This window comes from Paenibacillus sp. PL91, from assembly GCF_012935325.2.
GTDB lineage: Bacteria > Bacillota > Bacilli > Paenibacillales > Paenibacillaceae > Pristimantibacillus.
Map to the genome: position 1 here is coordinate 244,231 of NZ_JABBYG020000008.1, position 23,456 is coordinate 267,686.

A 23,456-nucleotide genomic window follows, 5' to 3' on the forward strand; every position below is an offset into this window, starting at 1 on the left:
AAGGAGGTACCTACTTTGGCTCATGCGCATTCGCATCAGGTCAAACGTTACAGCGGTCTGATGGACTGGCTGACAACGGTTGACCATAAAAAAATTGGCATATTGTATATGATCGCTGGCGGATTTTTCTTCCTTGTCGGCGGTTTGGAAGCGATTTTGATTCGGGTTCAATTGTGGAAGCCGCTTAATGACTTTGTTAGCGCGGATACATACAACGAGCTACTAACCATGCACGGTACGACCATGATCTTCCTAGCGGCCATGCCGCTGTTGTTCGCTCTTATGAATGCGGTCGTTCCGCTTCAAATCGGCGCGCGCGACGTAGCCTTTCCTTTCGTTAACTCACTAGGCTTCTGGACATTCTTGTTCGGCGGCGTGCTGCTTAACGTCAGCTGGTTTACAGGTGGAGCACCGGATGCAGGTTGGACATCGTATGCACCGCTCGCTGGTACAACCTATAGCGGCGACCATGGCGTAGATTATTACGTCCTCGGCTTGCAAATAGCCGGTATCGGTACACTAATCGGGGGGATTAACTTCCTCGTAACGATTATCAACATGCGTGCGCCAGGCATGACATTCATGCGTATGCCGATGTTCACATGGACAGCGTTCATTACTTCAGCGCTTATCTTGTTCGCATTCCCTGCTCTTGCAGTTGGTCTTGCGGCGCTTATGTTCGACAGATTGTTTGACGCAAACTTCTTTGATCCTACAGGCGGCGGTAACGCGGTACTATGGGAGCATATTTTCTGGATATTCGGGCATCCTGAGGTTTATATCCTCATCCTGCCGGCCTTCGGCGTTATTTCCGAGGTAATAAGTACATTCTCACGCAAGCGTTTGTTCGGTTACAGCTCGATGGTATTCGCTACAATCCTGATCGGCTTCTTGGGCTTCATGGTTTGGGCGCATCACATGTTCACGGTTGGTCTTGGACCGGTCGCGAATGCACTGTTCTCGATTGCGACGATGCTTATCGCAGTTCCGACAGGTATCAAAATTTTCAACTGGCTATTTACGATGTGGGGCGGCTCCATTAAATTCACGACAGCGAATTTGTTTGCTGTAGGATTTATCCCGACGTTCGTAATGGGCGGCGTTACCGGCGTTATGCTGGCAGCAGCACCAGCTGACTTTCAGTATCACGATTCTTACTTTGTCGTAGCGCATTTCCACTACGTTATCGTAGGCGGATTGATTCTCGGCATTTTCTCTGGCCTTCACTACTGGTGGCCAAAAATGTTCGGCCGGGTACTAAACGAAACACTTGGTAAGCTGACGTTCTGGACTTTCTTTATCGGCTTCCACTTAACATTCTTCATTCAGCATTTCCTTGGCTTGCTTGGTATGCCGCGTCGTATTTGGACATATCTTGACGGTCTTGGCTTTAATGAAATGAACATGATTAGTACGGTTGGCGCATTCTTGATGGGCTTCGGTACGATCTTCTTCTTACTGAACGTCGTTATTACAGCATTCAAACCACAAAATGCACCGGCAGATCCTTGGGAAGACGGTCGTACGCTGGAGTGGACGATTCCATCCCCACCGCCAGAGTACAACTTCGCTCAAACGCCGCTTGTTCGCGGTTATGATGCTTACTGGAAAGAAAAAACGGATGGCCATAAAGGCATGACGCCTGCAGAGCCGATTGGTCCGATTCATATGCCATCTCCTTCAATCCTGCCGTTCTTTATGGGACTTGGCTTGTTCATCGCAGGTCTAGGATTCATGTACGCTCATGATTGGGGCAACCTGTTCGGCTCATTTAAAACAGGCTACGCAGTTGGTATCGTTGGCTTGGCGATCTTGTTCGGCTGCATGTTCCTGCGTTCTGCAATCGATGATCACGGCTTCCACATTGAAGAAGACGAAATCCTTAGAGATTTGGGGGGGAAAGCATGAGTGCGCATTCGCATGTAGAGGGGCAATTGCCTCATGAGCCCGAAAAGGCGACCCTCGAGGGACGCAATAAAGTATTAGGCTTTTGGCTTTTCCTTGGCGGTGAGACGGTATTGTTCGGAACGTTGTTCTCAGCGTTCCTTGCACTTCGCCATCAAGTTCTTGACGGTCCGCCAGCGCATGAGCTGTTCCAGCTTCCGCTCGTTGCGCTTGCGACCGCATTATTGCTAACATCAAGCTTGACCAGCGTATTCGCTGTTCACGCGCTGCACACGAACAGGGTAAAGGCGCTCATTAATTGGCTGATCATTACCGTTGTTCTTGGCGCAGGCTTCCTAGGACTAGAGATTTATGAGTTCTACCACTACGTACATGAAGGCCACGGCTTTACGACGAGCGCATTCAGCTCCTCGTTCTATACGCTTGTTGGCTTCCACGGAGCGCACGTTGCTTTCGGTATTACGTGGATCACATTGATTATTATTCAACTCGCAAGAAAAGGTTTGACTGTTGTTACCGCACCAAAGGTATATGTAGCCGGTATGTACTGGCACTTTATCGACGTTGTATGGGTATTCATTTTCACCGTCGTTTACTTGATGGGAAAGGTGGTTTAATCCATGGCCAGCAATCATACAGCCACAGAGGAAAGCCCCAAGCGTCATAAGGTCGAAGGACCGAAGAAGCATATCATCGCCTTTATTTTCTCCATCCTGCTTACGTTCATCGCATTCGCGACTGTAATCAGCGGAGAAATCAACAAAGATTTCATTTACATTATTTTAGTCGGCTTAGCCGTTTTGCAAGTGTTCGTTCAAATGGCATTCTGGATGCACATGAAGGACCGTGGTCATACTTTCGCCATTATCGGAATTTTGACTGGAGTATTCATCGTATTCACATGTGTCATTATGGCCGAGTATTGGGCTTGGTGGTAAAGATCGATTGATTGGAGGAGAGGAGGGTCCCGAGGCTTGGGTCCCTCCTCTTTTGTAAAAATAGGCTAGTGTTATTGAAAGGAGCTTCCACGATGCTTGGCTTACAGTATTTTCGCTTCGAGGAATTGTGGACCCCCATGTTTCTGTTCGGAATGGCGGCAATCGTCATTCTATATTTCTACCTGATCGGTCCATGGCGAGAGAAGAATGATCCGCAAGCACCGGCTGCAACTAGACTGCAAAAGGTGATGTTTGTCTCCGCTGCTATTATGTTTTATTTGGTGCACGGAGGGCCTTTTAATCTACTAGGCCACCTTATGTTTACATTTCATATGATCAATATGTCTGTGTCTTATTTGATTGTACCGCCACTCGTTTTGCTAGGCGTACCTAGCTTTTTATGGAAAAAGCTATTCTTGATGCCGTTTTGGAAAAAGCTTAGCTTTATGATGCATCCAATTGTTTGTCTTGTGCTATTTAATGTTTTGTTTTCGGTATACCATGTTCCCATTGTCCATGACTATGTGATGACGCACTTTGCCGTGCATCGTCTTTATTATTTTATTTTGCTCGTTACATCGTTTATGATGTGGTGGCAAATTGCTGTTCCTGTGCCAGAGTGGGCCAGACTCACCGATTTGAAGAGAATGGCTTATGTTTTTGCGAACGGAATGCTTCTAACGCCAGCCTGTGCTTTAATTATTTTTGCGAAAACGTCCATGTATGCCATCTACAGCGATCCAAACGTTTGGGTAACTGCAATGGGGTACTGTGTAACGGGCGATCCTAGTCGATTGCTGGAGAGCTTCAGCGGTCCGCAATTTTTTAATATTATGGATGTCGTTGAGGATCAGCAGCTTGGCGGAATCGTGATGAAGTTTGTCCAGGAGATTATGTACGGCATTATTTTGGCCTATATTTTCAAGCAATGGTTCAAACGAGAGCATACGGAAGATGATTTGCCAAATACGAATACCGGTACGGCATAGCAACATTCATTATATGAACAATAGGTGGGGTAACGTTGAACAGTTATAATATTATGCCGACAATTAGCACCTTCTTCATTGTGCTTAGCGCAGTGCTGGTAGCCATAGGCTGGAGACTGGCCATTAAACGCAGGCTGGAGGAGCATCAGAAGGTGATGTTCTTTGCAGCTGTTGCAGCGACAATCTTTTTTATCGTATACGTATCAAGAACGATATTTGTAGGCAATACCTCATGGGGCGGCCCGGATGGCTTGAAGCCCTATTATCTCGTTTTCTTATTGTTTCATATCGTGCTTGCGACGGTTGCAGCCGTATTTGGCATTACGACGCTTACACTTGGCTACAAGAAGAAATTCGCTAAGCATCGCAAGTGGGGAAAGGTTACTTCGCTTATTTGGTTCGTAACCGCCATTACCGGCACCATGGTTTATGTTTTGCTTTACCTCATGTATCCGGGCGGTCATACCGAGCCTATGATAGATGCGATTTTCGGATAGGATTATGATTTATAGCCAGTTGGAAAGCCATACTTTCGGGAGAGAAAACTCTTTCGGAAGCATGGCTTTTTTTATTTATTGGGAAGCGTTGACAAAGGTGTGCACAGTGAATATACTGTGTATAAAGATATATACAGTATAACAACTGGTTGAGCGAAGGGAGTAATTGCAATGGAGTTATGGAAAGGCGCTTGGTATTTAGCGAAGCATGAACTGGCTAGGGATCGTTGGAAAAGTCTCTTCTCGATCTTATTTATCGGCTATTTATTGTTATTCACGGTTCCATTATTAAATGATGTGATTGATGGCGACAAAGAAAGGGCGCTCTACTGGGCTGCAGACTTTATTTATCTAACGTTAATGCCTTGCATGGGGTTTATTCTTAATCAAACGATGATGCGTTACTGGAAGGATAATAGCTATACCAAAAAATTAGCGTATTGGCGAACGCTGCCTATCTCATCCAAGCAAATTGCGTTGGGACGAATTATGCAGCTAGCGATTGTATTGTTTGCAACACAGTTTCTATTTTTCATTGCTCAATTCATCTTAGTACGAAATATGGGAGCGGACATATCCACCTTACATTTTGCACTCTACGGATTATTCTGGTTCGGTTACTCGTTAACGATGGCAATTGCCTACGTGTACTGGGAAGTCGGCCATTCAGGCAAAATATACTTCCTGTTTAACATGGCTTATATTTTTGTACTACTCGTTTTCTCGCTTGGTTTAACAGTCTTGATGCACGGCAATATTGTTGTCGTGTCCCTGCAAGCGATCACAAACGGACACTGGTGGATTGCTTTAGCGACTATCGCAATAAGCGTTGCAGCTATCTTCATAGGAGTGAATCGCATTGAAAACCGTCTTGAGAAACGCAGCTATAGCGCTTAGTCATTAGAGAATGGAAGAAGGTGAAGGCCATGCGGCTGCCGATACAAATTAACGAGCAAAGCGCAGAGCCGCTTTATCATCAGATCGAAGTACAACTTCGCGCATTAATAGTAAGCGGACAGCTAGTGGAAGGTACGTTGCTCCCATCGATTCGCGAGCTTGCGCAAACGGTTAAATGCAGCGTTATTACCGTAAAGCGCGTATATAACGATTTGGAAGCGGAAGGACTGCTTCGAACGCGGCAAGGAACCGGCACGTATGTGGCGCAGGTTGGGGAACAGGAACGTGATCGTCATCGACTCGCCGCTGTCATTGAAGCATTGGAGCAGGCGGTCATTGCCGGCAAGCGGGTTCAGTGTACGGAGGAAGAGCTTGCGACGATGTTTAAAGAAGCGATGAATAAACATTTTGAGTAAAGGATGGGACGCATGATAGAAGATACGATTGCCATTCAACTGGACGGCGTTGTGCAGAATCGCTCAAATTTCAAGCTAGGCCCACTTCATATGAGCATTCCAAGCGGATACATTACAGCAATAGTTGGTCCAAACGGCTCCGGCAAGAGCTCGACTTTCAGGTTGATGCTTGATTTGGATAAGGCGGATGAGGGCACGATTCAGCTTCTTGGCCATCAGGTTGAGAAGGGGCTGGACACCGAGCTGAAGAAAAGAATCGGTTATTTGCATGACCAGTCTTCCGCGCATGAGGATAGCATGAAAGGGACGGAGAAGGCAGCCTTTCATCGTTTCTGGTATGACAGCTGGGATGTTAATCGCTATCGCGAGCTGCTGCATATTCTTGAGGTCGATGATAACCAAGCGCTTGGCAAAATGTCAAAGGGAATGCGCCGCAAATTCGAGTTTGCGTTATCGTTGGCCCATCATCCGGACCTTCTGTTATTGGATGAACCATCTTCAGGGCTTGATCCGCTTGCTTGGAAAACGATGATCGAGGTGCTTCATCGGTATATGGACCGAGGTGATCGTACCATTCTGATGAGCTCCCATATTATTGAAGAAGTGAAACGCCTTGCCGATTTTATCGTATTTATGGCGCAGGGACGGGTGCTTGGCATCTATGAGAAGGATGAGCTTTTCAGCAGCTGGTTTACGATCTTTGTCAGCGGCACAGGGCTAAATCCGAAGAAGGCAGCATTTATGCCCGGTCAATGCGGCGTGGAGCATATGGGCGGAATGACGTACCGCATCACAACGAATAAAGCAGCTGAAGCTGAACAATGGTGTGCAGCGGAAGGTTTTCAAATCGTCAGCAGGCAGGCGCTTGAGCTCGATGAAATTATGAACGCTTTACTTATGCAGGACCGATTAAGTACAAGAACGAATGAAGCGAGGGGAGCAATAAAATGAATCCATTAATCGTAGAAAATGTTGTTAAGCAATACGGGGACAAAACAGCTGTGAACGGTATTAGCTTTGAGGTTAGTGAAGGTGAAATTTACGGTCTGCTAGGAGCCAATGGCGCAGGAAAGACGACGACGATGCGGATGGTGCTAGGGCTTATTTACCCGGATGACGGAAAAATTTTGTACAACGGGAAAGCATACAGCAATGACCAGCTCCGCAATCTCGGTTATTTGCCGGAGGAGAGAGGGCTGTATCCAAAGGTGCGCGTCAGCGATCAGCTTATTTATTTGGCTCAGCTGCGCGGAATGTCGAAGAAGGATGCAGAGCAAAGCCTGAAGAGATGGCTGGATCGATTCGAGGTGCCGGAGAATTACAACAAGAAGGTTGAAGAGCTATCCAAAGGGAATCAGCAAAAAATTCAATTTATCGCAGGCGTTATTCATTCTCCCAAAATCGTCATCCTTGATGAAGCGTTCAGTGGACTTGATCCGGTTAACGTCGAGCTGTTGAAATCAACCGTTAAGGAGCTGCGTGACACAGGCACGAGCATCCTATTCTCGACTCACCGGATGGAGCATGTCGAGGAGCTATGCCGGAACATAACCATTTTGCATCGCTCAAATGTAGTATTGAAGGGGAATTTAAAAGATATTAAGAAGCAATTTCCTAAAGAGCGCGTCATTCTCAACACGGAGAAGGAAGTAACGGGTATGGAACGGATTGTCGGCGTAACAAGCGTAAATCGCCATGAATATGGATACGAAGTTGGGATTGCAAACGAAGCTGTTGGCGGAGAGATTTTACGTTATGCCTTGGAGCAGTCAAACATTTCAAGATTCGAGATTAAGGAACCAACCCTAAACGAAATCTTTATTAAAACAGTAGGCGGTGATAGCCATGAGTAATTTTTGGACAGTTGTTGGCTTTACGTTAAAAAATAAATTCAGAGGCAAAGCATTCGTCATTACGACGCTTATTATTGCCGTTATTATGACAATCGCTATTAATCTACCTTATATTTTCTCGCAATTCGGCAGCGGCGACAAAGTGACTAGCATTGGTTACATTCAATCCTCGCAAGCGGAAGGTGCGGCGACGGGTGATCAGCTTAAAGCTTATTTTGAGCAGCAGGAGAAGCCTGGCGTAAAGCTGGTTCCATACGAGGATAAAGGCTCAGAGGCAGAGAACGAGAATGAGCTGAAGCAGGCGATTACAGACAAAGACATTAAAGGCTACTTGGTGTTTGGCAAAATGACAGAGAGCGGATTTCCGGAGTTGACGTATAAATCCGAGAAGCTGCTGGCATTCGAACTGACCAGCTCGATTCAGAATGGTCTTCAAGCGATTCGTCAGGCTACTGTACTCCAGGATGCCGGCTTGTCAGAAGCACAGCTAGCGCTGCTGAATGCACCGATCAAAATCGCATCGGTACAAATTTCCGCAACGGAAGGCGCAGGCAATGTCGGTGAAGGCAAGACGCCGGAGGAGCAAGCAGTTAATATGGGACTCGTTTACTTCATCGTCGTCCTTCTGTTCATGGCCATTATGATTACGGGGCAATTGATCGCTTCGGAAATTACAGCAGAGAAAAGCTCGCGCGTGATGGAGCTGCTTATTACGAGCGTATCGCCTCTTAAGCAAATGTTCGGTAAAATTGTCGGCATGTTTTTGGTGGGGCTTATCCAAATTACGATCTACGTGATCGTGATTATCGTAAACATATCGATGCCGCACAACGATAAAATGCTAGGCCAGTTCAATATCGATTTAACACAAATTGATCCGATGCTGCTGTTATACGCGGTACTGTTCTACTTGACTGGTTACTTCTTGTTCGCAACCTTGTTCGCTGCGGTGGGCTCCATTGTTAGCCGTACAGAGGATTTGGGCCAAGCGGTTCTGCCGATTACGATGCTTTCGCTAGCAGGCTTCTACATTTCAATATTCAGCATTTCAAGCCCGGACAGCATCCTGGTGAAGGTATCCTCCTTCGTTCCATTCTTCTCGCCGTTTGTTATGCTGCTGAGACTAGGTTTGACCGATCCCCCGGTATGGGAAGTGTGGACTTCGATCGGTATTCTGCTCGTCACCATCTACGCGGCTGTATGGCTCTCAGCCAAAATCTACCGCACAGGCGTGTTGATGTACGGCAAGCGTCCTAGCTTTAAAGAGCTTCGCAAAGCGATGAAGGCTTACAAGATTTAATTTTAGTGGATGCTGTTGTGGGTAATACCTACTATTGTCACTCTTAGGACGTACTAATGTCACCAGAAAATACGATGATTTGTCACCGAAATGACCCCCGTGATCATACAGAAAGCCTGTATTTACGGGGTTTTTTCGTTTTTTAAATTGAAGCGACAATAAAAGAATATTATGGTTTCTGCATAACAGGACTTTTGACTAATCGTTAATGCATCGAGAGTTTGATGTAAATGTTCTGAATCAAAATTCAATTCCAATTCGAAATAAGCATTCAACTAATGGATACGATAGCTGCGCACAACAGTCATGGATAGGTATGAGTGAAACAGTCAAACCAAATGAGAAAGGAAGCCTCCCGACATGCAGCCAATTAAAGCGATGTATAGACAATTTTTAAGCGAGCCTATATGGTTCAAGGTAATGATTCTATCAGCTTTGCTTTTATCGATTGTATTTAGTAGCTCATATTTTTCGGATCATGGTTATTACCAAAGCCTTTCCAAAATAGCTGCGGCAATCTTCTTCGGTTCATATGGAATAAAAATGCGGAGAAATAAGAAGGTATCTGGCGCCTTTTTCATTATAGCAGTGATATGCATTTATTTAGCGTGGAGCAGCTTAAGCCTTGCAGATCTTTAAGCGAAAAGAAGTAGGAGTAAACCATCGTGCCCACATTCCTTGGAATGTGGGCTTTTCCTGTATTCAGCAGCGTTATAAGATTTGTACCTCGAAAACTGTACCGTGCACTCACCTGACCATCGATGAATTTGCATGATGATCGTATATAACGCTCGTATACGGAAGCCAGATAAGCCTCCATAAGTGGATTGTAGCGGTTTCAGACCTCTAGGAAGCTTTCCCGTTAGTTAATTTTGTTGTCGTATTTTTTATCAAAAAGCGTAGGATGAGTTGCTTATATAGGTCTAAAGCATTAATTAAGTATACTTTCATTCAAAGTATATTGATTTAAGAATACCTTTAAAATATATTATATACGAAGTATGAATATATTCGATTAAGGAGGTTGTTTATGTCACGTTTGCGTGGAATATCGACTATGGTTGTATTGGTCATGTTGCTTCAGCTAATTTTTGCTGCGGCGGTTTCGGCTGGAGCCTATGATCCTGGACTTCAAGAATCGGAGCATGTTACATCAGGACAGGATATATTTCCTGCTCTAATCATTAATGATTTCAATACACAGGAGGATGCGTCAGCTTGGAAAGCAGGCGTAAATACGAAAGAGGTTACATTTGTAACAAGCATTCTTAATGGACCAAACGGGCCTTATGAGGGTGGCGGAGCGCTAGAGCAAATCCCAAATCAGGTAAAGGTGTACGATTGGCGAACGATTTATCGAGAGTTCGATCAGCCACTTGATCTATCCTCCTATCGTTTTCTAGCCTTTGCGGCAAATAGTTGGGGATGGCAATCCGCAGCCGATTACGTTTTGAAGATCAATTTATATAGCGGTAACGACGTTTTTGAAAGCGTAGCCATGATTCGGCCAGACAGTTGGAAACGAGTGTTTATTAAGCTGGATGAATGGGCAGGACGCAACGCTGTGACCAAGATGGAAGTTTCTTTTATTCAAAATTATGATCTTGCTGATGTATCGCCTGGTCAACCAGGCTATGACTATTGGGATGGTCATTTTCAGATCGATTATATTAGTGCGACTAATGCAATTGACTTCAGCTTCAATGAAAAGGGAGAAACGGAAGGTTTTACTGCTCCGACTGGAACGGTAGAGGTAATAGACGATGAACTGACTTATGCATGGGATGGGCAAGGTCTGTTGGAGTCACCGGCAATTATGATCGATACAGCTAAACGAAATGGCATGTCGGTGACAATGACGAATGGTACAGGTGCCTCTGAGCTTGTGGTGCAATGGCGCTCGGATGGCGGTCATTGGAGTGATGACAATATGAAAAGCTTTACCATTCCGACAGAGGGGAAATTTACACAGGACCTTAACTTCTCGGATCATACAGGCTGGAATGGGATGGTGACTGCGTTTCGAATCATCCCGCAAGCTGCTTCAGGTATATTAAAAGTAGATCAAATTCGCTTTAAGCAGTTAGCACAGCTAGAGAAGCCTTACGATGGAAAGGCACAAGCACGGATTGAAAGCGGAGGACTGGTGATCGATGGTACATTGAATCAAGCATTCGTAGAGGCGCATCCGTCTGAGCAGCTGTACTTGATTGAATTGGCTACCTACGAAGATGCGAAATCGACGCTAGCAGCGAAGTCGCCGACCGCCCAAACGAATCTCGGGCAATCATTCCGATTCGAAATCGGGTTAACAGATGGTGAACGCAGTCGGCTTTACTCTAAGTTCGTAGTTGCAGCTCGCACAGTCGAAGGCGAATATATAGCGATTGATGCTCCTCAGTATGTGATCAATGCAGAAGTGATGGCAAGCAATACAGAGCCATTCCCTCAAGCACAGAGCATTAAGGGACTTCAAGTGCAAATGACTGGTGATGCGCAGGAGCTGGGGATTAGTCACGCAGCACTGAACGTTCCTTATAACGAGCTTATGTACAAAGCGAATAGCCATCCTGACAATACGATCGCTTATGAAGTCGAGGGTGAGACCTTTTACTTCCGTAAGGACAAAATTGAACGGATGGATAATGAGATAAAGAGTCTGTCTGATAATAATACACTTGTTTCACTCATTCTAATTATGTATGACACACGGGACCCCGAATCGGCGAATGAATATTTAATACATCCGGATTCGGAACAGGGAGGTATTGTATATGCTTTGAATACAGCGAATGAAGCAGGTGTTAAGTACGTAAAGGCAGCTACAAAGTTCTTGGCCGAGCGTTATTCTATGGCGAATGAGCAATACGGCAGAGCTGTTAATTATATTGTCGGCAATGAGGTTGGACAGAACAAAGTATGGAACAATATGGGGCCAAAGCCAGTGGATGCGTACGCTCGGGAATACGCGCAGACACTCCGTCTGATCGATACGATTGTGAAGTCGGAGTATGCCAATGCGAGAACCTATGTGTCTTTGGATCACTTCTGGAATGAGAACCTAGAAGGCGATTCCATGTGGAAATACGATAACAAGGTCATCGTGGATCGTCTAACCCAGTTGATAGGCGCAGAAGGGAATTTTGCTTGGAATGTCGCATTTCATCCGTATCCGGAGGATCTGTTTAATCCGAGGTTCTGGAATGATGCAACGGCAACGGACTCTTTTGATACCAAGCGCATTACCTTTAAAAACCTGGAAGTTCTCGTGGATTACATGAAGCAGCCTGCATATTTATTTGATGGCGCGATGCGCCGCATTATTTTATCCGAGCAAGGCTTCCACAGTTTAAGCAACTCTGTAGCTGATCAAGAGATCCAAGCAGCATCTTATGCGTACGCATATTACAAGGTGAAGTTCTTGGATGGCATTGATGCTTTTATTCTGCACCGTCATGTTGATCATGGGCAAGAAGGGGGCTTGAACCTCGGTTTATGGACGCATACACCTAATTCAGTTACTGTTCCTGATCAACATAAGGTCATCTATGACGTGTTCAAGTATATCGATACAAGTCGATCACTTGAAGAGACGGCATTCGCCAAAGCAATCATCGGTATTGACGACTGGACAGATGTTATTCCGAATTTCGACCCATCTAAGCTAAATGATCGGACTGAGCCAGTCTTGAATGGATTAGATTTCATCCGCAAAACGGAGGACAGCACGAACGATGGTGGATTTGAATCCAGTACAGAAGGCTATGAGGAATCGGATGAAGTAAGCTCCGTAGAACGTATAACAGGTGACGCATTCAGGGGTATAGGCTTCTTGAAAGCTTCAATAAACAGTCCTTATGGGATAAATTGGGCGGGCGTGCAGAAGACATACGAGCGGCCAATCAATGTGAAGAAAACCCCTTATTTCACAGCAGCGCTTAAGCTGCCTAACGCGAATTCAGATAAAGACTATTATGCTAAATTCATCGTTTATAGCGGAACTAAGAGTGTAGAGGGGATAGCGAAGCTTGATCCTTCTGCCGACTGGCAGCAGCTAGCGCTTCCGCTTGGGAATTGGAAGGGCGCCACAGCGGTTGACCGCATCAAAATCTGGGTGCAAACAGAAGGCGGCGACCCTTGGAAGGGCGAGTTATATATTGATGAGGCAGCTTTCGCTAAAAAGGTAACGGAGAACAAAGATTATGTCAACCTTGAGGTAACTGCGAACCAGTTGTCAAAGAGGCTAGAAGTTGGTTCTGAGATTGCTGTGACCATAACGAATAATAGCTCGGGCAAGCTTAATAAGAAGATTAAAGTGGAATCGAGCAAGTCAGTTCAATTTTCTCCGAGCAGTATTTCATTAGAAGGCCTTAGTACGGGACAAAGCAAGATTGTTACGCTTAAAGTGACTAAATATGAGCCGGAAGAAGGCATAGTGCCGAAGATAACGCTGGAGTATGAAGCACGAGGCTTCCAATTCACGCTGCAAGACAAGGTTCCTGTAGAAGAACCTACTGGTTCGTTGTATAGCTTCGAGGATGGCGTGCAGGGATGGTCAGCAGGCGAAAATGTGGCAGGGGTGGCAGCAGTTCGATCCTTTGCCAACGGACCTACTGTGCCGATTGATGGGATGTTTGCACTCGCGGCTAATTCACAGGCTGCTCCGGCGGATGCATGGAAGACACTGACGGCAACACCTTCTACACCATTTGATTTAACGGATACACCGGTATTTTATTATCACATCAACTCTTATGGAGGAGTGCCAAACGCTTCTTATGAGACACGAGTGGTGCTCAAAAGCGGAACGGAAGCTTTTACTTACACAGCAGCCATGTCGCCGGATCAATGGAATAAGATTTCAGTAGATACCTCGGAATGGGCACATCATCATTCAATTACCGGTATTGAACTCTCATTCCGCGCAATAGGCAATGCGATGGCATGGGCTCCGCAATTCCAAATTGATAACATTGGGAGTCAGCAATAAAAAATGAATAGATTAAACGACCGAATTTTATATGCATGAATTGTCTGGTAGCGAACTGCGACAGGCAACGAAAGGGACTGCTGCGCCTTAACGAGGGCAAGGCAGTCCTTTTTTTCGACAAGGCAGCTTGCTGTTAAATACACGGTGACTAATTTGAGTATATTTAGTTGAAAAAATATGTAATAAAGTATATTATTATTGAGTAAAGAATACTTTAGGTAGCGGATATTGGATCGGTATCATAATAGCATCAATCATGGATGGTGGAACTGTTGGTATAAAGTAAGCAATCATCTAATTAGAGGGAGGAAATCAGCATGCGCGATATAGATGATCTCTATTTAGTCGATCAATGGGGAGGAATTGACGGTCTTGGAAGAGAGCTTCCTTCACGTGAGGAAGCAGGTCCGATACGCCCTGATCGTTACGTGGGTTTATTTTATTTTCTTTGGTTGGGACAGCATGGGACAGGGGGCCCTTTTGACAACACCCAAATTATTTCCAATTGGCCAGAGGCCGTGTATGACCCTGCGCATCCGGCTTGGGGACCACCGAGTTCATTTCATTTTTGGGGTGAGCCCTTGTATGGCTATTACTTAAATGATGATGCATGGGTGCTTCGCAAGCATGTACAAATGCTGGCGAGCTCTGGTATAGATTTTCTTGTATTTGATACTACAAATGCTGAAATTTACAAACGAGTCTATCATATTCTGTTCCAGATTATGGATGATATTTATAGTCAGGGCTTCAAAGTGCCGCAATTTGTTTTCTACACAAATACGGAATCCGGCAAGACGGTCTCAGAAATTTATGAAAATATTTATAAGCCGGGTCGTTTCCGTCATTTATGGTTTCATTGGAAGGGCAAGCCGCTTATTATCGGCGATCCCGAAGAGTGCGATGAAGAACAACGGCAATTCTTCACCTTCCGTCTGAATCAATGGCCTAATGAAGGCGCAAAGACAAATGGTTTTCCTTGGATTGAATTTCAACGTCCGCAGCGTGTTTTTTACAATGATAAGGGTGAGAAGGAAATCATTAATGTCTCTGTTGCACAGCATCCAAGCGTTGCGATGAGCGATACGCCTTTTTATGGATATGGTGATAATTGGGGCAGAGACTATCATGATGGAATGGAGTCAAAAGAAGCGGGCTCTTCGCTTGATGCAATAGATCAGGGTATGAACATTGCAGAGCAGTGGGAATTCGCACTTCAGGAAGATCCACAGATTGTATTCGTCACAGGATGGAATGAGTGGATCGCCATGCGATTAACTGGAACTAAAGAGCATCCCGTGTTATTTGTAGATCAGGCGACGTTGAACTTCAGTAGAGACATCGAGCCTATGAAGGATGGGTACGGTGACCATTATTACATGCAATTAATCAGTTATATACGCCGTTTCAAGGGAATGTCCGAGCAAGGAAAAGGCAGCTTCCAGTTGGATAAGCCACTCCTGATGGGGCCAGATTTTAGCGCATGGCAACAAGTTACCCAGCAGTACAGAGATTTTGCCGGAGACACGGTACCTCGCGACCACCCCGGTTATGGAGATCTTCATTATACGAACGATACGGGGAGAAATGACTTTGTTACGCTAAAAGCAGCTCATACCGATAAATACCTATACTTTTATGCACAAACGAAGGAACCGATTTCATCATTCACAGATCGGCACTGGATGATGCTGCTGATCCGTGTTAGAACGGAGAGCAACACAGGCTGGGAAGGCTATCAGTATATTATTAATAGAAACGTTATAAGTGATGCAGCAACTTGGCTAGAGAGGAGCACTGGCGGTTGGAATTGGAAGCCGGTAGGGGAAGTGCAGTACGCCTGCAATGGGAACGAGCTGCAACTTGAGCTCCCACATCTTTTATTGGGAATAGATGAGACGAAAGGCGGAATCTGGTTGGAATTTAAATGGGTAGATCATATGCAGAATGACGGTGAAATTACAGATTTCTTTCAATATGGCGATGTAGCGCCGGAAGGAAGATTGAACTATATATATAAATTCAAGAAATATAAAAAAGAGCAATCAGTTAACAACTAACCTTTATGCTTAAATTACGGGAGGAACGTCATGATACAGGATAGCTGGCAGGCGGAGTGGATATGGACAGCTAGGACCGCTATTGATAACAATGTTTATGTGGAGGCTCGTAAAAACTTTGCTATAGAATCGGCATTCAGCCAGGCGAGGCTGCGAGTTTCAGCTAATCAGTTTTATAAGTTATATGTAAATGGCATCGAGATTGGAAGAGGACCGACTCCTGCTGATCTTTCCTGGATCTCTTATGATACGTATGACGTGTCCGATTATTTGCGAGTGGGTAGCAATTCCATAGCTGTCCTTGCATATAACTTCGGCCAGGATATGATTGTAACTGGGCAATTGCAGGGGCCAGGCGGTATGATTTGTCAGATTGACTGGTATGAGACAAATGCAGCAGAAGACAACGTCTTACGGACAATTGCGAGCAGCTCGGACTGGAAGTGCAGACGATCGCCGCGATGGAAGCCGCATGTGAGTCGTCTTCATTACTGGGGCGGGTACCGTGAAATGATGGACCTCTCCCAAGAGGATGGATGGGAGCAAACGGATTATGAGGATGATTCATGGCCATTTGCTGTTGCAGTGGCAGAAGCAGAGAAATCTGATTCCCCATGGCCGAGACTAATGCCGCGCGAAATTCCTTTTCTAAGGGAAACGCTTGTATCACCTATTTCGGTTGTATCATCTGAGCCTTTTACAGGGGAGATACGATCACCAGAGGCACCACTGTCGAAGAAACAGCTCGGACTGGAGGAGTTCATTACCATAGATGCGTCCGTACCGGGCTCGATTCCGCAAATTACTTATGATTTCGGAGCTGAAATGGTAGGCTATCCGGAACTAGAAGTGTTTGCGGAAGAAGGTGGCGTTCTGCAATTATATTTTGGGGAATCGCTGGAAGTAGCTCTGATGGACACTTACCTTCTCCGCAAGGGGGAAAATCGGCTGTCTCCGTTCGGGAGAAGGGCATTCCGTTATATGAAGGTTGCTGTAATGGCTACACCGGTTCCTCTTGAAGTAAGAAGCCTGCATGTTCGGTTCGTTCATTATCCATTTGTTGATAGCGGGAGCTTCCGCTGCAGCGATGATAGACTGAACCGAATCTGGGAGACGGGTCGTTATACGACAATCGTTAACAGTCAGAACCACTTTGAGGATTGTCCATACCGTGAGGGAGCGTTATGGGTAGCTGACTCGGTCGTCATGGCCAAGGTGGTGTATCAAACATTCGATGATCCAGCGCTCGTTCGTAAGTCATTACTGCAATCAGCACGAATTCAGAATGATGACGGTTCGATTCCAGGAACGGGTCCACAGCATAATTCATTCCTGTTGCCTGATTTTTGCGCACATTGGCTCTTCGGTGTATGGGAGTACTACAGCTATACGAAAGATACTGCTTTTCTACATGAGGTATGGCCTTATGTGAATCGACTGGTTGATTGGTTTGCTGAGCAGGAAGATGAATCGGGATTGTTCGCAAATGCGGATCGTGAAGGCTGGTGGTGTTTCATCGACTGGTCAGATGATATTGAACGGAAAGATCGCGTGACAGCTATTTCCTGTTTCTATTATAAGTTTTTGAATACCTCAGCCTTAATGGCTGAGGAGTTGGGGGAATTCCAAGTTGCGGCAGGATTCCGGGAAAAAGCGATCACCCTTCGCAGCGCGATTCGCAATCTGCTTCGAGTTCCAGGTACAACGGTCTATGCGGACTGTCTAACCAGTGAAGGTTTATCAACAAGTGTAACAGCTCAGACTAACTTCGCTGCAGCGTGGTCGGGTATCATGGATGAGATTGAAGTGAGAGACTTTGTTCAGAACTATTATTTGAAGGATCGATTGCCTCGGATTCGGGGTGCTTTTTTCTACCATATCGTATTGGAAACGTTATTCCGCTTTGGATTCGCAGAAGCCGCAATTGCTCAAGTTCGTGATTATTGGGGTTCCATGCTGGATAGAGGGGCTACGACTTGGTGGGAGACATTCGATCCGTCTTTGCCGTTTGTTACGACGCCAAGTCCTTATTTAGGTCATACGCCAACTTACTTACAGGACTCTATTCCCGTTAGTCTATGTCATGGATGGGGGGCATCGCCTACGTATTTGCTAAGTGAGCAATTGCTTGGGGTTGAAGTATCTGAGCTTGGCAGTGGAATCGTTAGACTGCAGCCTACAGTGGTAAAAGGCATTGAATGGGCAGAAGGAAATATTCCAACACAACTAGGGGATATCCAGGCTGAATGGAGAATTGGAGAGGACGGCGTGATCAAGTATGAGGTAAGCTTACCGAAGGAAATCTCATGGACAGCGCGTGGAGTAGAGGAATTAACAGTAGTAACGGATGATGCGAGAGCTCGAGTTACTGGTATAATAACTGTAATGGAACAAGTGGATGGCATGATCTAATACTTGGATTAATGAGTTGAAATGGTACCCGTAATTGCAAGGGTAGTGCTGACTGGCTTGGTCTAGCGCTGCCTTTTTGTCTTGCGCTAGCATTATTGTTAAAGTATACTTAATTTAATTTAGTAAGGAGTGATGGTTGGATGGGTATCGATAAGACGGACAAGACTCCGATGTATCAATATATAATGAATGATATTAAACGCAAAATTACTGAAGGAGAGCTTAAACCGCATGATTCTCTTCCGACTCAAATTGAGTTAGCGAAGGAGTATAATACGAGTGAAATTACTTCCCGCAGGGCATTATCCGATCTCGTGCAGGAAGGTTTTGTATACCGGGTTCGAGGCAAGGGCAGCTTCGTTTGTGAGAATCCGTCTTCCACTGAAACGCATAAAATTCGTACTATTTATTTAGCACATCGCAACTATGAAGTGAGCTCGTTTAATCATCCGTTCTTTACAGATATGTTCGAAGGCATCAAGCAAGTGTGTGATGAGAATGATATTGCCTTTTATATGTGGGATATGGGTGAAGACTACGAGTTGCCTAATGATCCCCAGTCCGCCGTTATTTTAATTACTTTGAACAATGATTTCGAGTTGTCGCGACGACTTACAGCTTGGCAGGAAGAAAAACGGCTTATTATAACGGTTCACTTCTATTACCCTCACTTGGGTATACCTTATGTAATCGTGGATAATCTTACAGGAGGCTATCTGGCCACACAACATTTGCTATCTCTTGGGCATAAGCGAATTGGTGTTATATTGACTGGTAACTCCATAGTGGATTTAAACCAAGAGTTCTCTCTAAGGCTGCAGGGCTATCGCCTTGCCTTATCTCAGCATCAGGTGCCGTTTGATTCCGATCTAATTGCGGTTATTGCCGGAGCTGATGAGCGAGTATTGATGGGTGATGAGGGTTTTAGGGCTTTAATGGCGCTGCCTGAACCACCTACTGCGGTATTTGCCACAAGTGATTATAAAGCGATCGGTGCCATGAATGCTGCTAGAAGCTTGGGCATGAAAGTTCCCGAAGATATTAGCATTATGGGCTTCGATGATGTGAAGATAAGTGAGTATTCTTACCCAAGGCTATCGACTATCAATCAGAATACGAGGAAGCTAGGCCAGCGTGCCGCAGAGATTCTCTTGTTTGACCTCAAGGCTGGTGACAATCAATTGGTGAAAGACGAGATCGTTCCCACACTAGTTTTGAGAGACAGCACAGCTCCGGTTTCTTCCAAGCGAAAAGGGAAGTAGAATAGAGAAAACAGTAGGGCTCCCTAGTAAACGGGAGCTTTTTTTTAATAAAATTATGAAAAGTGAAGTGACTGCTAAGCATACATTATTTAGTCAAAAAGTTGTTGCAAAAAGCACTATCAAATAGTATACTTTGTATTGTAAAGTATACGATATAATAAAATCTATACTTTTCTGCTGCGCGGCGCTTTTTTTAGACTCACCATGGAAGCGCTTAATTCTCAAAAACTAAGGGCAAGGGGAGACTAACATGATCAAAAGAAAAGGATTTGCAATTCTCTTGGGCATCGTAATGCTGCTGTCTATATTGTCGGCTTGCACCAAAGATGATTCATCAGGGGAAAACGGTAAAAACGGTGGGACAAATGCCGCTGAAACCAAAGCGCCAGCGGAAACTGAAACACCAGCTTCAACGCTGACCGGCAATATCAACATTTCCTTAATGGGTGCTTCGTCCTCAGTCTGGAATGCGGTAGCTGATGCCTATATGAAAAAGAATCCAGCAGTGAAGGTAAAGGTAGATAATAAACCAGCTGAAGGGTACAAAGAGTGGTTGACAGCACAATTCGCAGCAGGTGATCCGGATGTTGATATTGTTAACAATAACGAAGTGCTCGGATTGCTAAGTGACGGCAAATTCACGAACTACTATCCATACTTTGATAAAATAAACAATTACACAGGTAAATCTTGGAAAGAAAATCTCGACCTCAAAGCGATGGGTATCAATTTGGAAGGAGTAGGCGCTGAGGATGTTCTCTACAATCTTAACTTTGAATCCGTACAAATTGTATGGGTATACAATAAAGAAATATTCCAAAAGGTAGGTGTTACTGAAGTTCCTAAAACGTTCAATGAGCTGATTGAAGCCTTCAAAAAAGTGAAAGAAGCGGGATACACACCGCTAGCTCTTGCAGGCGATGCCAAATCGATGTGGAGCGGCCAAGCGGGTTGGCTAGTGCGTATCTATGCTGACCAATATTTGCGGGATTATATTAACGTGATTCGTTCTCAGGATCAAGACTACTCATTCGTTCCAGGTATAGATGATACCTATAATTATGATTTAACTGATCCTTATAATGATTCGAACAGTAATGTAACGAAAAACGAAATGAGATTGTGGAAAGCGGTTAAAGATAAAGAAGGTCCATTCAAAATCGCTGGAAATCCGCAATGGAAAGCTTATTCCGAGAACTTGAAAACATTGTTCAGCTATGTTCCTGAGGGTTTCTTCGGAGTTAAGGAGGAGCAGTCCTATAACCTCTTCTTAACAGGAAAGGCAGCAACAATGGTAGGTACACCGGGATCTTACTGGCAATTGCCTAAAGACTTTGCTGATGAGACGAAAACAGGCGCAACAGGCGGCGTGAAGCCGTTTGAATATGGATTTTTCAATATGCCATCAATGGAAGGTCCAGAGGTAATGGCACCTGCTCGTACCATTCAAATTCCTATTGGCTTCTACGGTATCGTAAATAAGGATGCGCAACAAAATGAATTGAATATGGATTTTATGATGTATTTGACTAGTCCTGAAGGATACGGCGTATATGCAGAGGCTGTTCAAAATAGTTCCGATGCGGCTCTTTCCGGTGCTCCAGCCCTTAAAGACATTGTACTTCCAGAAGACATGAAAGTTGCATTTGCTGACTTTGAGCCAATCGGTAATACCGAGGGATATAATAGTGCAGCAAACAATATAGCTCGCGGCATGTGGGATTATCAACCATCAGTCCAAGATTGGGTAGGATTAGTGCAACGTTACTTTGCTGGAAAAGTAACAACGGATCAATATTTGGAGCAGCTCCAAGCTAATATTGATAAGTACTTGGAACCTGCTATGAAATCTATGAAACGGGAATTGTCCGATTTAGAGAACCCAGAACGCAGACCGCCAGAACGTTAATGCGCTAGCTTCAATCTGCACAGGCCGTCGCCTGTGCAGATTGAAATTTAAGAATACGGCAATTGCCGTCTCAATGACGGAAAGAAAGGGAGGACCATCATGAGAAAAAGCGCATGGACGTTTTTGGCATTATTACTGCTTCTGGGCGTTATCCCGCAGGCAGCTTTGGCTGAAGGCAATTGGTCCATCGAAGGAGCAGGAAATATTACCTCCATATCTGTTGCGGAGGATGGCGAACGCTTGGCGATTGGCACGCACAGCAATCAAGCCTTCATGTATGGCGCAGATGGAACCCAACTATTTAATGTGCAGACAGGCAATGTTGTCACCGGAGTTGAACTGCTGACTAACGGTACGCTGTTCGTATCTTCAGATGACCGTCATCTGTATTCCTATGAGCAAGACGGTACGAAGCTATGGGATATTGATATGAAGAAGCAAATCAAGAGTATTTCTGCATCGCAGGACGGTTCTGTTTTTGCCATGATTGCGCAGCGATCTGACCAGTTATTGTTCATTGATGCAGCTACAGGAGAACAAACAGATGCTGTTACAATCGGTACGACAATGAAATATGTCAAGGTATCTCCCAATGGAAAGTGGATTGTCGTTGCTGCAACGGATCAGTACGCCTACCTCATTAATGAGAATAAGGAAATTGTTTATAAAGTAGGTGCAAGTGACCAAATTCAAGGTATTTCCGTGTCGGATGATGGAGTTATGGCCATTGGTACGAAATCGAGTACGGTAGAATTATTTAATCAAGATGGAAAAGAAAACGCTATCATTCAAACGAGGGATATCGTTACAGATGTTAGCTTTTCTAGAGATGGAGCAAGTATCGGTGCTTCAGATTTGTCTGGTTATTTCTATATATTTAATCACAATGGTATAAAACTATGGGAAAGCAAGGTAAGTGTCGAGGGTCGGCAAGTTGAATTTGACAATGAAGGCAAGATTTTATATACAGGTGCGGGTAAGGGGGCCATTTACAAGTTTGATGTAGGAAGTGTGATTGAGGAAGCGAAGGGCAAAGCGAAAGTGAGAATGATTTTGTGGGCTGTTGGATCACTCGTCGTATTTGCAGGCCTGCTCTCTCTATTCTTGTATATGAAAAAAAGAAATCGATTGGGTGTTCTTCATTCCATCTGGCGTTCCAAATGGGTCTACCTCGGTCTCGCACCAACGTTTCTTCTCCTTTTTATATTTCAATATTATCCAGCGTTCTCAGGCCTGATACATTCCTTCTATGACTGGCAGCCGGGCGGTAGGACAACCTTCATCGGCTTAGATAATTTCGAGCGAATGATTCATGATCCATACGTAGCCAAAGGTATTGGAAATCTATTATTGCTCATTGTAACGGGATTAATTAAAACGTTAATTCCCCCGCTGATAACTGCAGAGTTAATCTATCATTTGCGAAGCAAGAAGCTGCAATACGGCTTCCGTACCGCCTTTACGGCATCGATGGTTATACCAGGCGTTGCGCTTCTATTAATATGGCAAAATTTCTATGATCCTAACGTAGGCTTATTCAACAACTTTTTGGAAGTCATTGGACTCGGCTCATGGGCACATGGTTGGCTCGGGGATCCGGGCACCGCCATATGGTCGATTATCTTTATTGGTTTTCCGTTTATAGGCATCCTTCAATTGCTTGTTTTCTATGCAGGCCTACTGTCGATCCCAAGCGAGTTAATTGAATCGGCTAAAATTGACGGAGCAGGCTTGCCGCGGATCATTCGGTCTATACATCTGCCGCTTCTTGCGGGTCAGTTCAAATTTTTGATGATCTTGGCGCTAATTGGCATTATTCAAGACTTTAATGGCATTCTGATCGTAACCGGCGGAGGCCCAATGGATTCTACTTACGTTCCTGCCTTGCAAATGTACTATGCCGCAACGAAATTCAATGACCTCGGCTATGCATCAGCACTTGGTGTAAGCATGTTCATGATTGTCCTGGTTATTACAATCATCAACATGAAGTTTATTAAAACATCGAATGATTAAGGAGGGACAAAA

Annotated in this window: 17 protein-coding genes; all 17 read left to right on the plus strand. The window is 44.9% G+C overall.

All coding sequences use genetic code 11. The annotated features are described in order from the left end of the window. Positions 1–60 precede the first annotated feature (60 nt). The 17 genes from ctaD to HI950_RS19855 all read left to right on the plus strand — a co-directional run bounded on the left by ctaD (position 61) and on the right by HI950_RS19855 (position 23,444). Positions 61–1,908: a cytochrome c oxidase subunit I gene (gene ctaD, locus HI950_RS19775; protein WP_169088134.1), complete on the plus strand. Its 1,848-nt coding sequence runs from the start codon at positions 61–63 to the stop codon at positions 1,906–1,908. After that, positions 1,905–2,522, plus strand: coding sequence for a cytochrome (ubi)quinol oxidase subunit III (locus HI950_RS19780; protein WP_169087959.1), 618 nt, complete (start codon positions 1,905–1,907; stop codon positions 2,520–2,522). The genes ctaD and HI950_RS19780 overlap by 4 nt, the downstream gene beginning before the upstream one ends. Before the next feature lie 3 nt (positions 2,523–2,525). Beyond that, positions 2,526–2,843 carry a cytochrome C oxidase subunit IV family protein gene (locus HI950_RS19785; RefSeq protein WP_053372411.1) on the plus strand — a complete coding sequence of 106 codons (318 nt, stop codon included), beginning with the start codon at positions 2,526–2,528 and terminating at the stop codon, positions 2,841–2,843. Positions 2,844–2,935: 92 nt separating this feature from the next. Then, positions 2,936–3,832, plus strand: a complete 897-nt coding sequence (gene ctaG, locus HI950_RS19790) for a cytochrome c oxidase assembly factor CtaG (RefSeq protein ID WP_169087961.1) — start codon at positions 2,936–2,938, stop codon at positions 3,830–3,832. A 35-nt stretch (positions 3,833–3,867) separates the two neighbouring features. Then, the gene (locus tag HI950_RS19795) at positions 3,868–4,329 is read left to right on the plus strand and encodes a DUF420 domain-containing protein (protein WP_169087963.1); all 462 of its coding nucleotides are present in this window, start codon (positions 3,868–3,870) and stop codon (positions 4,327–4,329) included. A gap of 171 nt (positions 4,330–4,500) precedes the next feature. After that, positions 4,501–5,226, plus strand: a complete 726-nt coding sequence (locus tag HI950_RS19800) for a hypothetical protein (RefSeq protein WP_169087965.1) — start codon at positions 4,501–4,503, stop codon at positions 5,224–5,226. A gap of 29 nt (positions 5,227–5,255) precedes the next feature. Continuing rightward, entirely contained in the window at positions 5,256–5,642 is a 387-nt protein-coding gene (locus tag HI950_RS19805) for a GntR family transcriptional regulator (protein ID WP_169087967.1), read from the plus strand. A gap of 12 nt (positions 5,643–5,654) precedes the next feature. After that, entirely contained in the window at positions 5,655–6,593 is a 939-nt protein-coding gene (locus HI950_RS19810; RefSeq protein ID WP_169087969.1) for an ABC transporter ATP-binding protein, read from the plus strand. Next, entirely contained in the window at positions 6,590–7,495 is a 906-nt protein-coding gene (locus HI950_RS19815; protein WP_169087971.1) for an ABC transporter ATP-binding protein, read from the plus strand. Before HI950_RS19810 ends, HI950_RS19815 begins: the two co-directional genes overlap by 4 nt. Then, positions 7,488–8,795, plus strand: coding sequence for an ABC transporter permease (locus HI950_RS19820; protein WP_169087973.1), 1,308 nt, complete (start codon positions 7,488–7,490; stop codon positions 8,793–8,795). Before HI950_RS19815 ends, HI950_RS19820 begins: the two co-directional genes overlap by 8 nt. A gap of 360 nt (positions 8,796–9,155) precedes the next feature. Further along, complete coding sequence (locus HI950_RS19825) at positions 9,156–9,434, plus strand: hypothetical protein (protein ID WP_169087975.1); 279 nt, start codon at positions 9,156–9,158, stop codon at positions 9,432–9,434. Positions 9,435–9,825: 391 nt separating this feature from the next. Beyond that, the gene (locus tag HI950_RS19830; RefSeq protein WP_169087977.1) at positions 9,826–13,785 is read left to right on the plus strand and encodes a DUF5722 domain-containing protein; all 3,960 of its coding nucleotides are present in this window, start codon (positions 9,826–9,828) and stop codon (positions 13,783–13,785) included. 317 nt (positions 13,786–14,102) lie between these two features. Continuing rightward, positions 14,103–15,845, plus strand: coding sequence for a hypothetical protein (locus HI950_RS19835; protein ID WP_169087979.1), 1,743 nt, complete (start codon positions 14,103–14,105; stop codon positions 15,843–15,845). Positions 15,846–15,875: 30 nt separating this feature from the next. Further along, positions 15,876–18,257: a family 78 glycoside hydrolase catalytic domain gene (locus HI950_RS19840; protein ID WP_169087981.1), complete on the plus strand. Its 2,382-nt coding sequence runs from the start codon at positions 15,876–15,878 to the stop codon at positions 18,255–18,257. 140 nt (positions 18,258–18,397) lie between these two features. Next, positions 18,398–19,519 carry a GntR family transcriptional regulator gene (locus HI950_RS19845; RefSeq protein ID WP_169087983.1) on the plus strand — a complete coding sequence of 374 codons (1,122 nt, stop codon included), beginning with the start codon at positions 18,398–18,400 and terminating at the stop codon, positions 19,517–19,519. A 250-nt stretch (positions 19,520–19,769) separates the two neighbouring features. After that, complete coding sequence (locus tag HI950_RS19850) at positions 19,770–21,428, plus strand: ABC transporter substrate-binding protein (RefSeq protein ID WP_169087986.1); 1,659 nt, start codon at positions 19,770–19,772, stop codon at positions 21,426–21,428. Between the two features lie 99 nt (positions 21,429–21,527). After that, complete coding sequence (locus HI950_RS19855) at positions 21,528–23,444, plus strand: DUF5711 family protein (protein ID WP_169088007.1); 1,917 nt, start codon at positions 21,528–21,530, stop codon at positions 23,442–23,444. Positions 23,445–23,456 lie beyond the last annotated feature (12 nt).